Raw genomic sequence first — 13,521 nt, 5'->3', positions numbered from 1 at the left:
TCAGCTTTTGACCAACGCCGATGGTTTCGAGCGCGGTCGCCTCGCCTTCGGGGAGGTCCTGGAGATCGCGCCGGCTTCCCGGCCCTTGTACTTCTTGGTGAGCACGACGTTGGTCATGGGGATACAGTCCTTCCTTGGCAGATGAAGACGACGTTGGTCATGCCGTCAGAGTTGTTCGGTCGTCATGCACGATGTGATATTCCGTGCCGTCGGCGCCAATCGCCACATTTCCGACCTTGGGCGAGACGCCTATTCCGATCGAGCCTATGTAAAGCTGCGCGTCCGAAGCCACGATGTTCGTGCCCCCACGTAACGGCGGTCATAGGTGGCCGGGAACAGCCGACATGGATAATCCGTCGGTGTGCCATCGCCACCGGTCACCGGATCAGGCGGCGCGATGCGGCGGATGCTGCCTGCTTCCCCGTATTTCGTGATCAGGCGCTGCGCTGTCGCTTGCAGTCGGGTGTAGAGCGGATCAGCCACAGCGAGAACCGCCGGTCGACATGATGCCGGAATAGACCAGATCCTCGCAGCGTAGGTAAGGTGCGACCATGCCGTCGACGATCGAGATCAGTGGCGTGATGCCGGCGGCGGTGACATCGGATTCGACGGACTGATATTCTACCTCGACCTGACCGACCTTCTCCCGCTTGACTGCCGAGGAGGCAGAGCCAACGACAGACAGCGAACCCGCTGCAACCGCCTTCTGATGTGCCGCCTCATACGAAGCGTTCACGACCGCACCTGGAACGGCATTCGACTGCAGAACCTTGCCGTTGACGATCTCACTTTCGCGCGGCCACTGGCGCTCCTGTGCGGCGCCAACGACCGAGCCAAGGAAGCGAGCGCCATAGACCGCATCGATATAGTTGCTGCCACGGTCACAGCAACAGCCGGAGCGCCGCTCGGCAGCGTGTAACCGTTGTCTGCAACCAGGCGGTGAAGCCGCTGTCGCCGTATCCAGCCATATTGTATTATCCGTTCGGTTGTGGACAGGAGGCAACGCCATTAGCTACGAGGGCCGCCACCTGCGCCGCGGTCAGTGCCATTGCATGTCTGCCAACAAAGCCGGGGAACTTTTCCTTGAACTTTGCGTTCATGAGGCCGTGGGGATGCGCTCCTCACTTTTTCCAGTCCGCACTTCTAGCCCCGCCCTAAGCGGGGCTTTTTTTCGCCAGCTGCTAGGCGTCCCAAAATGTTTAATGTCAAAAGCTCGCGTCAGACTTTGGTCCGATTGCTCACCGTCGTGTGTCCGCTAATTTCTGCCCCGCTGATGACGCGAACTCAGCACGAAAAGGGTCTCTTTCGTTTATCGGGAGGCACCCTTTTCACTTGCGTGCTCCTTGACCAACATATTCCGCAGCCGTTCCTGGATTGAACGCCATCTCTCGTGCCGATCAATCTCTTGATCGAGTGCCCAAGTTCCCAATCTAGCCATCATTGCCCGCTTTACACGCAGCTCTTTTAGGCAATTCGAATGTTCCTTGATCCGAAAATCGAGCATCCTGACATCGGCTTGCCAAGTCATGATTGCATTCCCCAATCGCCTGCTACTTAAAGAATACCACAATGGAAGACTGAAGGCATCTGCCAACTATCGACAATTTGTTACAATAAAAAAGATCTGAAGTTTGCCAGACGAACTGCCGAAGAAGCCGACAGTAAGTTAGTGATCCAGATGGCGATTGATGAGAAGGCATGGAACGCCGGATATATCAGTGAAGATAACAACGCGCTCTTGAGCCGACGCTATCAGAGAAAATGCTACGCTATGGACCGGCTGAAATGGATCTCGGCTTTTGTTCGATAGCGACGGTCTCATTGACCTTGCCCCCAAGTTTTATCCAGTTTTGAGTTCGCTCCAACGGTTTTGGGTTGCTGTATTCGGGGCGGTAGCGGCGGGTTGCGGTGCGGAGCCATTTCGGCTGCGCAGCACCGCATCACGTCGCGGGTTGATTGTCTGAGCGAACTCGGCAGGTGTCATCCAGCCGAGGCCGGAATGCGGTCGGTGATCGTTGTAATCGCTGCGCCAGTTTGAAAGCGCTGATCGAGCTTGGGTCAGTGACGAGAAGAGAGTTTCATTCAAGAACTCGTCTCGCAGCCGCCCATTGAAGCTTTCGATGAAGGCGTTCTGGATCGGCTTGCCCGGCGCGATGTAGTGCCATTCCACCTTGGTCCGATCCGTCCAATTCAGGATCGCATTGCTGGTGAACTCGCTGCCATTGTCGCTGACGATCATCTTTGGCTTGCCACGCCCCTCGATGATCCGGTCAAGCTCGCGTGCAACCCGCAGACCGGAAAGTGATGTATCGGCGACGAGTGCCAGGCATTCCCTGGTGCAATCGTCGACGACCGTCAGCACCCGGAACCTGCGACCGTCGGTGAGTTGATCCGATACGAAGTCCAGCGACCAACGATCATTGGCTGCCATCGGGACAAGCATCGGTGCTCGCGTGCCAATCGCTCGCTTGCGACCGCCGCGCTTGCGCACCGTCAGCTTCTCTTCCCGATAGAGCCGGAAGAGCCTCTTGTGGTTCACAATGTGGCCCTCGCGCCTGAGCAGCACGTGAATGCGTCGATATCCGAAGCGGCGACGTCCATGCGCCAACGCCTTCATTCGCTCGCGAAGGTCATGATCGTCGCTGCGGCTCGTTTCATAACGGATCGTCATCCGGCAAACGCCGATGGCTTTACACGCCCGCCGTTCACTCATCTGATGGTGGCTCATCAGATGCTTGACAGCGTTCCGCTTTGCTGCGGGCGTCACCACTTCTTTCCCAAAAGGTCTTTCAAAGCAGCATTGTCGAGCATGGCATCCGCCAGGAGCCGCTTCAGCTTCGTGTTCTCGTCCTCCAGGGTCTTCAACCGCTTGGCCTCGGACACGTCCATGCCGCCGAACTTGGCTTTCCACTTATAAATACTGGCATCGCTGACGCCGTGCTTGCGGCAAAGCTCCGCGACTGGCGTGCCCGCCTCGTGCTCCTTCAGAATGCCGATGATCTGTTCGTCTGTAAAACGCTTGCGCTTCATTCCCTGGTCCTCTCAATGGGCCAGAGCTTACTTCAAAATGGATTATTTCAACGGGGCAAGGTCACCGATGATAGGACGGTTATAATCAGCCCTATTTCGAGAGGAAACGCCTCCCAATCGCCTTTCGAAAAGCCTTTGGTGCGAACTCACTAGAGATCAATCTGAAGATTCCCTTTAGTTCTGGCTCGTCGACCAAAGCCGCCGCTTCTGAGGGCGAAACCCAGACGAGTTTTCGGATACCCGCTTCTTTGAATTCGTCGGCCGCATTTTCGACCTGGAGTGCGAAAACGCTGACGAAAAAAGGAGGCTTAGACGAGTCCTTCAGGTAGGAAAAATAACCGATGGATTTCTTCCCTACGCATCCAATGACGCCGGCTTCCTCCAATGCCTCGCGTCGAGCGCATTTGTACAAGGGCTCGTTCTTTTCGATATTTCCTTTTGGAATTACCCACCTGCCGGTGTCTCGGCTGGTGATCAGCAGCACTTCAACTGCCCCAATATCGTTGATCCGGAAGCAAATCGCACCGCATTGGTCGATCGTCCGCCCCTGCAGGATCTCGACGGTCCTCTCAGCCATTTCGGACAAATGTATTGAACGTCCCATCGACTCACCTCGTCAGACAGATGATAGGTCAACACGAGTATTTTTGAAGGATCGACCGCGCTTCGGCGTCGCCAACGCAGTAAGCGGGACGGCCAAGGTTTCGCTCGATGCCGTAGACGATGAACTCCGCGCCGGTCCGCCGGTGGATGATCGTAGTCTTCTGGACGTCGTATGCCGCCTCAAGTCCGAGGTGAGCGATAGCCCACTTCAGCTCGGTATAGACCGAATCCTGAATGCGGTGCTGGAAGCGGCGGATGCAGAGAACGCGCATCCTGACGCCGATGTGGTCGACAAGGCGCACGAACTGGCAGGCCGTGTCTCTGGTCTTTGAGCTTGAACGTCGACCGTGGAGAACCGCGATGTCTGCCTGCCCGAGAAAAACCTGCTCCCAAAAGTCGACCGAAGGCCGTAACGTAAAATTAGCAGAACTGTCGATGGGCCCCAACGACAAGGCCCGACCGCGCGGCCTCTTGGTTATGAGCCAAGCGAGCTACCGGGCTGCTCTACTCCGACATGAATGGCGGGCCGCAGGGTTATCGCTGGTCACGAGCCATCCGTTTGGCCATCAGAATGTGCTTCGCCAGACCGTATTGTTTCAACGGGGAGCCGACTGATCTAGGAAATTGAGGCGCGCGTCGGTCTTCTATTTCGACGTTAGCGCGCTACTTAAAGGCGATGACCCAGAAATCCCTGCAAGACAAAGCCGAGATCACCACCAAGGAATCTCAAGCACTTACTTCAGCTCGAAACGCCGCCCGCGACGAGAAGACTGCTCGCCTTCGCGAGTTGCGTCTTGCGAGGGATGCTGAGTTAGCGAGCAGCAGGACTGCTATCAAGGCAATAGCACCACGGAAGCGGAAGAAGCCCGCCGCGAAGATCGACGCCTGAAACTGAAAAGCCGCCCGGAGGCGGCTGATTCGGTGACCGCTCTGCACAAATCACCACACCAGTCACTAAAAGCCTTGCAAGGTTTACCTTGGCAACACTACCGATCGCGAATTCTGTGGTGTTTTTCGCTTCTGGAGGCCCCAATGCACAGCCAGATCGTCCGGAGCGTCCTTCAGGTAGTCGGCGAGTGATCTCGTCCGCCTTCGACAGCTCGGCATCGATGCGCGTGTGGGTCCAGCCTGGGCCGAACAACATGGCGAGCATGTCGCGGCTCTCCTCCCACTGCTCGGGCGAAGCTTGGCAATGCGGGCGATGATGCGCTCGTTCTTCGGCAGGCACCCGTTCTGCCAATAGTGCATGATCAGCAGCAGATAGGCGCCGTGCTCGGTCGCAGTGAGATGGCCGGTGTCTGTAAGATAGTCGCCGATATGGAGCGGCATCCAGGCGCGGTTGCTCATGCTGCGCTCCTGACGATTCCAAGGTCCTCGAGCAGCCTGATAGGCTGGTCCCTGCCATAGGTGACGTAGAACGGAATGCCGTGAGCCTCACAGAGGGCTTTGAAGTCCGCTGCGGGCCGTTGAGCTTCCCGGTCTCTGTTTTCAATTCGAGATAGCCGTGGAGCTTCGGGCCGATGATGATCAGGTCCGGGAGGCTCTTTGTAAGACCGTGTTGGCCCATTGCTCCCATCTCCGGAATCGTGCCGATGAACGTTCCAGGCATAGCAAGAGCGCGCCGGTTGGCAACGACAGCCTTATGGATCTGGCTCTCCTTCATGCCGGCTTCAGGCTATACTGCGCGCTTCTGGTACCGGCGATCCATGAGATCGTTGATGAGGCGGTCCGCTTCTTGTGGGGTGATGCCGAGGGCTTCGCCGATACGCTCGACGTCAGGCCCGTACTTGGTGAAGGCTTCGAGGAAGGTCATCGCCGCACATCCGGCCTTTAGTCGCATACGCACCAGGGACCTTGGTCCGATAGCCGGAACGACTGGGCAGGCTGCGTATTTCATTCCCGGGGGGATCCTCCTCCTGAGGTGACAACATGAGCGACGATCTGTGGGACAAGCCAATCGAACTGATGATCGACAACTCCGATCATTTCCGGAGCGTCACCAGCACGCGTGATGCAATGGCGTGCCTGATGACCTCTTGGCCAATCAAGGGGGGCAAATCCTTTTCCGCTGCTCGGCGAGCCTGTCTCGCCTCTATGGACGGGAAGGTCGCCAGAGAAAAAGCACAGCTCGCCTTCATCCGCGCGGCTGAAGAAGCCGGCATTCTCAGACGTTGATCGAGCTTGAGCGTCGATTGATGCCGCGCTCCCAGCAAAATGATTATTACTCACTTGATCTGGAACGATGCGAGGCAGCGGGGAATTAACGTTCTTTGAGGCCCAAACAGTTGGAGAGCAGCCATGATGGTACACCGCTGGAACATTCCCCTGGTCCTGGGAGACAGCCGCATGCGCATTGTAGTCGGCTCTCCTGAGGAGGCAATCAACTGGCTCATTCACGAGCCCAACCAAGACACTCCGAAATGGAAGCGCGCATGGAATGCCTGCCGAGACGTCATTGAGGGTCGAATCAGGTCTGAAGACGCAAGGAAGGCAGTCGAGTTGGCCGCTGCTCGCGGATAAAGAGCCGGTCATGCCGCCTGCTTCCTCTTCGCCAATGCCTTCACATACGTCGCCTTGATCTCCTAAAAAACGGGCGATGTCGTATTCCCTGGTTTCGATCTCGTGGTCTGGGGGCTTGTTTGAGCCCTTGCCATGTCGTCTTGGCAGGTCATGGCGGAGGCGGCGGTCGAGCCAGGCGATCATCTCGGGAGGTCACCCTTGCCGATCGGCTCTGGCGCTTGTCCGGCGACACGGCAGCCGCAATTAAGATCATTGTGGAGGCTAAGCGGTGATGAAAAACTCTAACTCGGTCAATCTACAAACGAGCGCCGATATCCGTGAGGCCGGCTGGCAGGCGGAATGCCGAGACGCCGATGGCCACCTCTGCCGAACCCATGTGCCGTTCGAAAACGACGAGGAAATCGTCTGGCTAGGCCCACACAGGAATAGTGAACCCCAGTATACAACAATCTCGCGGCCCGAATGTTCCCGCGGTTCATCATGTGGTGAGAGGCAAGTTTTCGTTGGGTGACTGCGTCCAGAAAGCGAAGGGATCCTCCTGGCAGGGTCGCGTCGTCGGCTTCTACAGCACCGAGCTGACGCCGATCGGCTATGCAATCGAAAGTGAGCGAGAACCAGGCCCGGTTCAAATATACCCTGAAGCAACCCTTACCATCGCAATAGAGGGCAGCGGCAATGGACAGCAATCAGCTCGGCATCCCGCGACGAACGACTTCATGGCGGCTTCCAGTAACTCGCGTCATGATCGGCGCATTTTTCAGGGGTCCAGGATGATGTCCCGAGAGGTGGTGTAGGTCGATAGCGGTGGTCATCGGCTTTTTCCGGTAGGGTTGGGTTGTTCAAGCACAACCTTTTGGAAAGACCACCGATGACCAATGACATGATGGACCTCCGCTCGCTTGTTGAGAAGAGCGCTGATGCGGATTTGCTGCGCGAGATGATTGGCTTTGCGGCCGAGAAGCTGATGGAGCTGGAGGTCGGCGCGAAGACGGGTGCGGCCTACGGCGAAAAGAACGATTTTCGACTTGCTCAGCGTAACGGCTATCGCCTCTCTCCTGGCTCATTTGTTCCCTCCATCAGCTGTCTGGCGGACTGGTATTTTAGCGTGCGCACTCACGGCGGAAAATAAAAAAAGTCATTGCATTGCGGCGATGGCGGGTGCGGATAATGTCGACGGAACGTACGCCGGGACCCTGCCGCTCTCACAGGAAATGTCGAGATGGCGTGAGTTGATCAAAATCACTGGTGCGAGCCAACTACGGGTCAATCCCGGTCGTGCCCGCCTCGTTAAGAAGCGTTGTCAGCGCTGTAATGAGCTGCGCGTGAACAAAAGGCTTCTGAAGCAACACGCTGTTAGGAACGCCTTGAGCTGACCAGTCCTTAGCGCTGTCCCCAGTGATATAAATCACTGGCATGTGCGGCTGCAATTCCCGAGCGCGCCGAGCCAAATCCCAACCATCCGTTTTTCCTGGCATCCTTATGTCGGTTATCACCGCGCAAAAGCGCGCCGAGTCTTTCTCCAAAGCACGTATAGCTTCATCGGCATTCGAGATTGCGAGGTTTTCAAAGCCGGCTTCCGTCACGACCTCTTCGAGATTGATTTTTATGAGGGCCTCGTCTTCAGCGATAAGCACGAGCAGGCTATCGCGGCCTGCGCCGATGATCTTCTGAGATGGGGCAGTCGGGTCTTTGGCCATGAGGCCCCCCTGCATTGGCAGGCGGGAGCTCTTAGCCCTCAGCCGCCAGCGCCTACGAGCTCGTTTGCTAGCGATGAAAAGAACATAGCGCCTCGTTTTGATCTGTCTATCCCCAACTCCCTCGCAGATTGTGAGGGGATGGCAGCCAAGCGTATGTGGAAGGTTGGTCGGTTCAGCGCTCAGAGCTGCCTGTCGCATTGAATTGAGGCGTTTTGTCAGTGAACGCGACGCCCCGGCGGCGTCCTCTCCGGGAAGACGACTCGATGTGGACCCGAAAAGTTTATGACCTCCGCCCCCTTCTGCGAGCTACGGAAGTTTCTGCGCAGAGCGTTAGCAAGTTGGACCGGCTCTCTCAGACCCTGGTGGAAAAGCCTAATTATCAGCGTGGCTGCAACGATGAACTCTCGCCCCGCGTTCGCCGATATTTTGCCCTTATAGCCGCAACTGACGAGAACTTCCTGAAGCATCTTCAGGTCTTTGCTTTTCAGATTGGCGGTGTTGATTTCGGAAGACATGTTGTCCTCCTTCCGGTTGGGGCGAAGCTTAAGGGCCTCAATCGGCAGCGCCCGTTCTATGGCTGCCGAGGATTTCAACCTGCGCTCGATAGCGGACGATAGCAAATAGATTCGTCGAAGCTTGCCCAGCCTTGCGGGCACCCCATCACGCTCATCATATGTCGTAGGGCGTCTGAGGCTGATCTTTGTATGTAATTTCAGCGGCCTACTTCCCAATGCCAGCCGTGTCGGCTTCGTTAAGAAGATTAGTCAATGCTGTGACGAGCTGTGCAGCAACAAGTGGCTTGTGAAGCAGAACCCTTCTGGGCACGCCGTGGAGCCGTCCATTGCACCGCGCTGTCTCCAGTCATGTAGCTTATTGGCAGCGCCGCTGCAGCTCTCTGGCTCGCCGAGCAACATCCCAACCATCCGCCTTTCCGGCATCCGTGTGTCAGTTACCACAGCGTCGAAGCGATCGGGGCGCTCCTCCATGGCAACTATGGCTTCGTCACCGTTGACGACGGCGAAAAAAGCGGAAGCTTGCTTACGCCACGATGTCTTCTACGACCATGATTACTGCAATATCATCTTCGACATCAGGTATCAGCGGCTTGCAGATTACATTCGAGTCGTGGGGTCCATTGATTTCGCAACGTGCAGCAGTAGCGACCGCGCACAGACCAAGCATGGCCTCTAGTTGGGCATCACTGTGACCAAACGAGTCCCCGATGATAACAGAGCGCAATAAAGAGCTGTTACTTGCCAGGGCCAACTCACCTTCCAGACCGGCAAGATCTTTTTTCTCAACAAAACCGCGACGCCATTAACCCTCGAGAGAATTCATGAGCTTCATTGCGAGGCGACTTTCGCCCGAGCCTGCATCGCCACCCAGAAGCTGGGCCAGAAGCGGCCGCTCGTCATTTACAAAGTCCCGCAATCGGAGAAGTTCTGCCTCTCTCCCGACAACGGGAATGCTGAGCTCACTGATACGTACCAAGGCAGTGAGAAGAACGTAGCCGTCTCCTGGCCCGTAAACGCCGAATACCGTCTCGGACCTCTGAGCTTGTGCAGCACGCTATGAAACTTTTCCACAACGGGCATCCAATATAATTCGCAGTTGTTCTGCAATCCGAAGATCAAATCCTCTTCGGTCGAGCTTTCACTACGACCTATCTTCAAGCGTTGCGACCTTCCCAACTTCTTCGAATAGAGGGTTGCACCGCGCCTGGCATCGATCGAGGTTGGCTGAGACCCGAATAGGTCTTGTCGCGGTTCGTCGCACACTGCGCTAAGAGCGCCGGTTTGGACGCGATACGTTATACATCCACCAAGTCGGTTCGCGGGAAGAACGACGTTCTGCTGTCACCTCCCATGGACTTCCGAGCTATCTCCTATCTCATCGGTGTGAAAGAGCGATACGCGAGCGTAGTCCCGTGTAGCCACCCGGTCGCAGAAAGTTGCCAGCCGGAAACTTTCTAATTTTCTGAGCTTTTAGGTATTAAAAACAGATGGCTATGGCTGCATTCGGCAACTTCCGCGTGTATGACTCGCCAACTGGCCTGCCCGATGGCACGGAGTTGCCCCTGAGCTGAGCGAAGAGCGTCTGACAAAGTGAATATTCCCCTCGCTGCGCCTTTGCAGTCAGATCCCGCAGGTATCCGCTGGCGATCTGTCTGCCGCAATTCGACGGTGGAGGCATGCTCATCGGGGTTTTCGATGCCGCGACGTTGACTCCAGCCCCAACCTGGTCGAAAACGCGTGCAACAACATGAGGATCATCGATGGCCGACGAAGAACTCCTTCCACCGTCTGATAACACCATAACAAAGACTGAAGCGGAGTCCGCTCGCGTCAAGAGGTCAAGGTCTAGGAAACCAACGGCGGCAAAGGCTGACACGACCAGTCAAAGGACGGCAAAACCCAAGGCGCGCGGATTGAGTGACGACGAGAAGCGCGAGAAAATCAATCAAGTTGAAGCTGCCATTGCCGATGGCGAAACATTGAAGGATGCCGTGAAGGCTGTCGCGATATCAGACCAGACCTACTACACGTGGAAGAAAGCCCTTGCTGTAGCGCCTGCCGGAGCGTCCGCGGGCACTGCCACCTTTGACGATGAACTCGCTGAATTTGCCCAGCTTGAGGAAGAAAATCGCAGGCTGCGTAAGTTGCTCGCCGAAAAACTTCGCGCCGAAAATACCTCGCTGCGCAAGCGGCTAGGTATGAATTAGGCAAGGCTTCATGTCTGAGATGACTTCCTCAACGAGGCAGTGGGCACTGCACTCGATCAATTGATGTGAAGCTGAGGAACGATGAGAACAACACAGCGCAACTTCGTCGTCGAATACAAGAACCGGCGGCAGGCCCAAGCTCGATCTCCATCCATCTGGGGCAATCTCGATCTGCGGGCCGTTGCGCTGCAGATTGAGACTGATGGCGTTTTGCCTGATGTCGACCGGGCGGACGCGGAACCTATTGCCAATGCTGTGGTTCCCGTCTTAGCGGGTACGTCCTCGATGGAGCCTCGTGTTCCGATCGCAACGATCCTGACCGAGCACAATCTAGCCCTGCAGGGCCTGGAGCATGAGCTTCCGGCCATCGATAAGTCTGCGGCGCATGACAATCCGCCAATCGCCATTAAGCCTGCTCATTCTTCCGAGCCTGTCAAGCGCGCCTCTATCCCGGCGCGCGTAGTCGATGCACGCCTCGAAGTCTTTGCCCGCGATAAGGGCGAGGACGATCTTAACGCGCTCGAGGAGGAGAACCGCCGGTTGAAGCGGCTGATGATCGTCAAGTTTCGTCAGGAAAATACCGCGCTGAGATTGAGGCTGAAGCGGTTCGATGCCGGACAGATCGAGCGTTCTCTCCGGATTTAAACGGCGGCCCTTTGGCCCAACAAGTCGTTCACGACCCAGCTGGCAGCCGGCAGGTGGCCATCTTCATCGGGGAGCTTGAGCTCTTAGAGAGGCTGCGGTTCAAAGCGCTCGCGGCAAGAGCAGGCCGCGCGGCCGCTAGCATGTGCGAGATGCGCGAGATCGCTTCGCGCTTGAAACTGGGCGAGAGACTTTGAGAGAATCAGGCTATGCATTGCATATCCCGGACACGGGTTCCCCTACTAGTCCGGATCATCAGATACGGTGGACCGTACAGCCGACTTTAGTGGGGTCAGGGCTTCAGTCCCCCGGCTGCACGGCCCGCGTATGAAGCCCGGCGGCGGGGTAAAGTTCCCGCAATAAATGCGCCTCGATGAATCAACGTTTCTATGTGGTTAATGTCCGCAGAGAAGACGCATGCCCTGGCTCAGGCAGCAGGTAGGAACAATTATGCGTTTCTCGAGTTGTGCAGGCGGGATCGCGCGGCGGGTGTTTGCCAACCTTCGACACCCTAACCTCAAAACTGTGCGATCCCGCCCTGCCCGACCGGGCTTCGAAGTGGGCATGAGCTTTTAATCCTCACTTAATCCGCGCCCATTCGACGCCCTTGCACAGGAGGCCGGCAATGATGCATCCCTTCGTGACCATCTTGTCTCCATCAACCGTTACCGTCAGGCTGTAGGTTAGGTCACGCTGTGGATCAAACGCTGTGCCGGAATAGACCCCGCTCGTGCCCTTCTTGATGGTCATGACCAGCTTATCGCCCTGTTTTTCCTTGGGCGTCCCCGGTTTTATCCAGGTGTTGATTGCGCAGATGTCGGAGCCACACGGCGCAATCCTTACGCTGGCATTCCCGTCGCCTCGCGCCCACCGACCTTCGATATCGGCGGCATTCGCCATGCCGTACAAACAAAGATTGATAACCATGGCCGCCGGCATCATTGGTGTCATCTTTGCTCTCCTTGGTTGCGGGACCTATGAATGCTTGATGGTATAAAGCCCAACATTGATACTGCTCTCTTCAAAACCGGCCTCGCAGTAACAGAGGTAATAGTGCCACAACCGCTTGAAGCGCTCGTCGAAGCCAAGGGTCGCGATGGCGGGCCATCGGGCATGAAACCGCTTGCGCCACTCCCGCAGCGTTCTCGCATACGACTTCCCGAAGTGGTCGACCTCTTGTAGCTTGAGCCCGGACGAGGTGATAGCAGCGACGAGCGCTGCCTCGGACGGCAGGAATCCCCCTGGGAATATGTATTTCTGGATAAAGTCGATGCTGCTGCGATAGCTTCTGAAACGCTTGTCCTCGATGGAAATGATCTGCAGAACCGCACGGCCCTGCGGCGCCATGCATCGACGAAGGGTCTCGAAGTAGCTCGGCCAATAGGCTTGCCCCACTGCCTCGAACATCTCAATCGACACGATGCGATCGAACTGTCCGTCCGTGTCGCGGTAGTCCTGCAGCCGCAGATCGATTTGCTGGCCCTTGCCGCTCGCCACTGCTACCTCTTGTGCCCACCGAAGTTGCGAGGGCGACAGCGTCAAACCGACCACCTGCGCGTTAGAATGCGTGGCGAGATCAGCGGCAAGGGCACCCCACCCGCAGCCGATCTCGAGAACGCGTTCACCGCCTCGAAGAGCAAGTTTCTCGCGGATGCGCGAAAGCCGCATCTGCTGGGCGGCTTCCAGTGTGGGCGTCGTGTCGTCGAAAATCGCCGAGGAATAAAGCATCGTGCTGTCGAGCCACTCCCGATAGAAGTCGTTGCCGAGATCGTAATGCGCTTCGATATTGCGGCGACTTCCCCTGCGCGTGTTGGCGTTGAACCGATGGCCGATCCGATTGAATAGCCGCATCAGGATGTTGCCGTCGATCGCGGGCGAAAGCGCGTCGCTGTTCCTCGCCGCCAGGCGGATCAAGGCGGTCAGGTCCGGCGTCGTCCAGTCCTCGTCAAGGTAACCCGCCGCAAAGCCGATATCGCCGGCCGTGAGAAGATGATACAACATCCGCCATCGCCGCATGACGAGCATCGCATCCGGCCCCGGTTCAGGTCCGACTTTTTCGATGACGGTGCCATTGGGAAGCACGATCCGCAGCCGGCCAAAATTCATCTCCGAAATAAGCCGCGTTACGAGACGGCCGCCAGGGCCAAGCTTCTGTGTGTTGCCGGAAGGAGCGAGTGGAACGCCAAGGGAATCGTCAGGCTGGCTCATGGCTTGCCATCCTTTCGCTCAAGCATGAGTTGTCGGGCGTTGGGCGCAGGAACGAGCGACGCGTGATCGGCAGGCGGCGGCGGCCGGACAGGCTGCAGA

14 protein-coding genes and 3 pseudogenes are annotated in these 13,521 nt (G+C 57.0%); 6 read left to right on the top strand and 11 right to left on the bottom strand.

Annotation, left to right across the window (positions count from 1 at the left end):
• Positions 1-113 precede the first annotated feature (113 nt).
• From LVY75_34465 to LVY75_34435, 7 genes and pseudogenes are all read right to left on the bottom strand, one after another.
• Positions 114-483, bottom strand: a pseudogene (locus LVY75_34465) (hypothetical protein).
• Entirely contained in the window at positions 476-1,009 is a 534-nt protein-coding gene (locus LVY75_34460; GenBank protein ID XAZ25906.1) for a hypothetical protein, read from the bottom strand. The pseudogene LVY75_34465 and the gene LVY75_34460 overlap by 8 nt, the downstream one beginning before the upstream one ends.
• Positions 1,010-1,840: 831 nt before the next feature.
• Positions 1,841-3,030, bottom strand: a protein-coding gene (locus tag LVY75_34455; protein ID XAZ25905.1) for an IS3 family transposase whose coding sequence is annotated in 2 segments (ribosomal slippage) — positions 1,841-2,781 and positions 2,781-3,030 — 1,191 coding nt in all. Because the reading frame shifts where the segments join, the coding sequence is not laid out codon by codon here.
• A gap of 91 nt (positions 3,031-3,121) precedes the next feature.
• Positions 3,122-3,634: an NUDIX hydrolase gene (locus LVY75_34450; protein ID XAZ25904.1), complete on the bottom strand. Its 513-nt coding sequence runs from the start codon at positions 3,632-3,634 to the stop codon at positions 3,122-3,124.
• 28 nt (positions 3,635-3,662) lie between these two features.
• Positions 3,663-4,079, bottom strand: a complete 417-nt coding sequence (locus LVY75_34445; protein ID XAZ25903.1) for a phage terminase large subunit — start codon at positions 4,077-4,079, stop codon at positions 3,663-3,665.
• A 526-nt stretch (positions 4,080-4,605) separates the two neighbouring features.
• Positions 4,606-4,980, bottom strand: coding sequence for a YdaU family protein (locus tag LVY75_34440; protein ID XAZ25902.1), 375 nt, complete (start codon positions 4,978-4,980; stop codon positions 4,606-4,608).
• A gap of 328 nt (positions 4,981-5,308) precedes the next feature.
• The gene (locus LVY75_34435; GenBank protein XAZ25901.1) at positions 5,309-5,446 is read right to left on the bottom strand and encodes a hypothetical protein; all 138 of its coding nucleotides are present in this window, start codon (positions 5,444-5,446) and stop codon (positions 5,309-5,311) included.
• Between the two features lie 116 nt (positions 5,447-5,562).
• Between LVY75_34435 and LVY75_34430 the strand changes: the two genes are divergently transcribed.
• The 4 genes and pseudogenes from LVY75_34430 to LVY75_34415 all read left to right on the top strand — a co-directional run bounded on the left by LVY75_34430 (position 5,563) and on the right by LVY75_34415 (position 7,201).
• Positions 5,563-5,808: a DUF982 domain-containing protein gene (locus LVY75_34430; GenBank protein XAZ25900.1), complete on the top strand. Its 246-nt coding sequence runs from the start codon at positions 5,563-5,565 to the stop codon at positions 5,806-5,808.
• Between the two features lie 171 nt (positions 5,809-5,979).
• Positions 5,980-6,153, top strand: a complete 174-nt coding sequence (locus LVY75_34425) for a DUF982 domain-containing protein (protein XAZ26378.1) — start codon at positions 5,980-5,982, stop codon at positions 6,151-6,153.
• A 497-nt stretch (positions 6,154-6,650) separates the two neighbouring features.
• Positions 6,651-6,803: pseudogene (locus LVY75_34420) on the top strand (DfrB family trimethoprim-resistant dihydrofolate reductase).
• Positions 6,804-7,021: 218 nt separating this feature from the next.
• A pseudogene (locus LVY75_34415) lies at positions 7,022-7,201 on the top strand (transposase).
• Positions 7,202-7,409: 208 nt separating this feature from the next.
• Here LVY75_34415 and LVY75_34410 read toward each other — a convergent pair.
• Complete coding sequence (locus LVY75_34410; GenBank protein XAZ25899.1) at positions 7,410-7,850, bottom strand: response regulator; 441 nt, start codon at positions 7,848-7,850, stop codon at positions 7,410-7,412.
• 215 nt (positions 7,851-8,065) lie between these two features.
• Complete coding sequence (locus tag LVY75_34405; protein XAZ25898.1) at positions 8,066-8,365, bottom strand: hypothetical protein; 300 nt, start codon at positions 8,363-8,365, stop codon at positions 8,066-8,068.
• 1,760 nt (positions 8,366-10,125) lie between these two features.
• On the opposite strand from LVY75_34405, the gene LVY75_34400 reads away from it, so the two are divergent.
• Complete coding sequence (locus tag LVY75_34400) at positions 10,126-10,572, top strand: transposase (protein XAZ25897.1); 447 nt, start codon at positions 10,126-10,128, stop codon at positions 10,570-10,572.
• An 81-nt stretch (positions 10,573-10,653) separates the two neighbouring features.
• The gene (locus LVY75_34395; GenBank protein ID XAZ25896.1) at positions 10,654-11,217 is read left to right on the top strand and encodes a hypothetical protein; all 564 of its coding nucleotides are present in this window, start codon (positions 10,654-10,656) and stop codon (positions 11,215-11,217) included.
• Between the two features lie 576 nt (positions 11,218-11,793).
• On the opposite strand, the gene LVY75_34390 is transcribed toward LVY75_34395, so the two are convergent.
• Positions 11,794-12,165, bottom strand: coding sequence for a DUF2147 domain-containing protein (locus tag LVY75_34390; protein XAZ25895.1), 372 nt, complete (start codon positions 12,163-12,165; stop codon positions 11,794-11,796).
• Between the two features lie 24 nt (positions 12,166-12,189).
• Positions 12,190-13,422, bottom strand: a complete 1,233-nt coding sequence (locus LVY75_34385; protein XAZ25894.1) for a cyclopropane-fatty-acyl-phospholipid synthase family protein — start codon at positions 13,420-13,422, stop codon at positions 12,190-12,192.
• Positions 13,423-13,521: the final 99 nt, after the last annotated feature.

It is taken from the genome of Sinorhizobium sp. B11 (assembly GCA_039725955.1).
Classification (GTDB): Bacteria; Pseudomonadota; Alphaproteobacteria; order Rhizobiales; family Rhizobiaceae; genus Rhizobium.
The sequence above is the reverse complement of the archived record's forward strand: the minus strand, read 5'-3'. Positions and strand labels throughout refer to the sequence as shown.

What these genes read in the sequence shown, in the direction of transcription:
- LVY75_34460 (XAZ25906.1), bottom strand. Translation starts at nt 1,009, where the DNA reads ATGGCGTTGCCTCCTGTCCACAACCGAACGGATAATACAATATGGCTG.
- LVY75_34450 (XAZ25904.1), bottom strand. Translation starts at nt 3,634, where the DNA reads ATGGGACGTTCAATACATTTGTCCGAAATGGCTGAGAGGACCGTCGAG.
- LVY75_34440 (XAZ25902.1), bottom strand. Translation starts at nt 4,980, where the DNA reads ATGAGCAACCGCGCCTGGATGCCGCTCCATATCGGCGACTATCTTACA.
- LVY75_34435 (XAZ25901.1), bottom strand. Translation starts at nt 5,446, where the DNA reads ATGACCTTCCTCGAAGCCTTCACCAAGTACGGGCCTGACGTCGAGCGT.
- LVY75_34430 (XAZ25900.1), top strand. Translation starts at nt 5,563, where the DNA reads ATGAGCGACGATCTGTGGGACAAGCCAATCGAACTGATGATCGACAAC.
- LVY75_34425 (XAZ26378.1), top strand. Translation starts at nt 5,980, where the DNA reads ATGCGCATTGTAGTCGGCTCTCCTGAGGAGGCAATCAACTGGCTCATT.
- LVY75_34410 (XAZ25899.1), bottom strand. Translation starts at nt 7,850, where the DNA reads ATGGCCAAAGACCCGACTGCCCCATCTCAGAAGATCATCGGCGCAGGC.
- LVY75_34405 (XAZ25898.1), bottom strand. Translation starts at nt 8,365, where the DNA reads ATGTCTTCCGAAATCAACACCGCCAATCTGAAAAGCAAAGACCTGAAG.
- LVY75_34400 (XAZ25897.1), top strand. Translation starts at nt 10,126, where the DNA reads ATGGCCGACGAAGAACTCCTTCCACCGTCTGATAACACCATAACAAAG.
- LVY75_34395 (XAZ25896.1), top strand. Translation starts at nt 10,654, where the DNA reads ATGAGAACAACACAGCGCAACTTCGTCGTCGAATACAAGAACCGGCGG.
- LVY75_34390 (XAZ25895.1), bottom strand. Translation starts at nt 12,165, where the DNA reads ATGACACCAATGATGCCGGCGGCCATGGTTATCAATCTTTGTTTGTAC.
- LVY75_34385 (XAZ25894.1), bottom strand. Translation starts at nt 13,422, where the DNA reads ATGAGCCAGCCTGACGATTCCCTTGGCGTTCCACTCGCTCCTTCCGGC.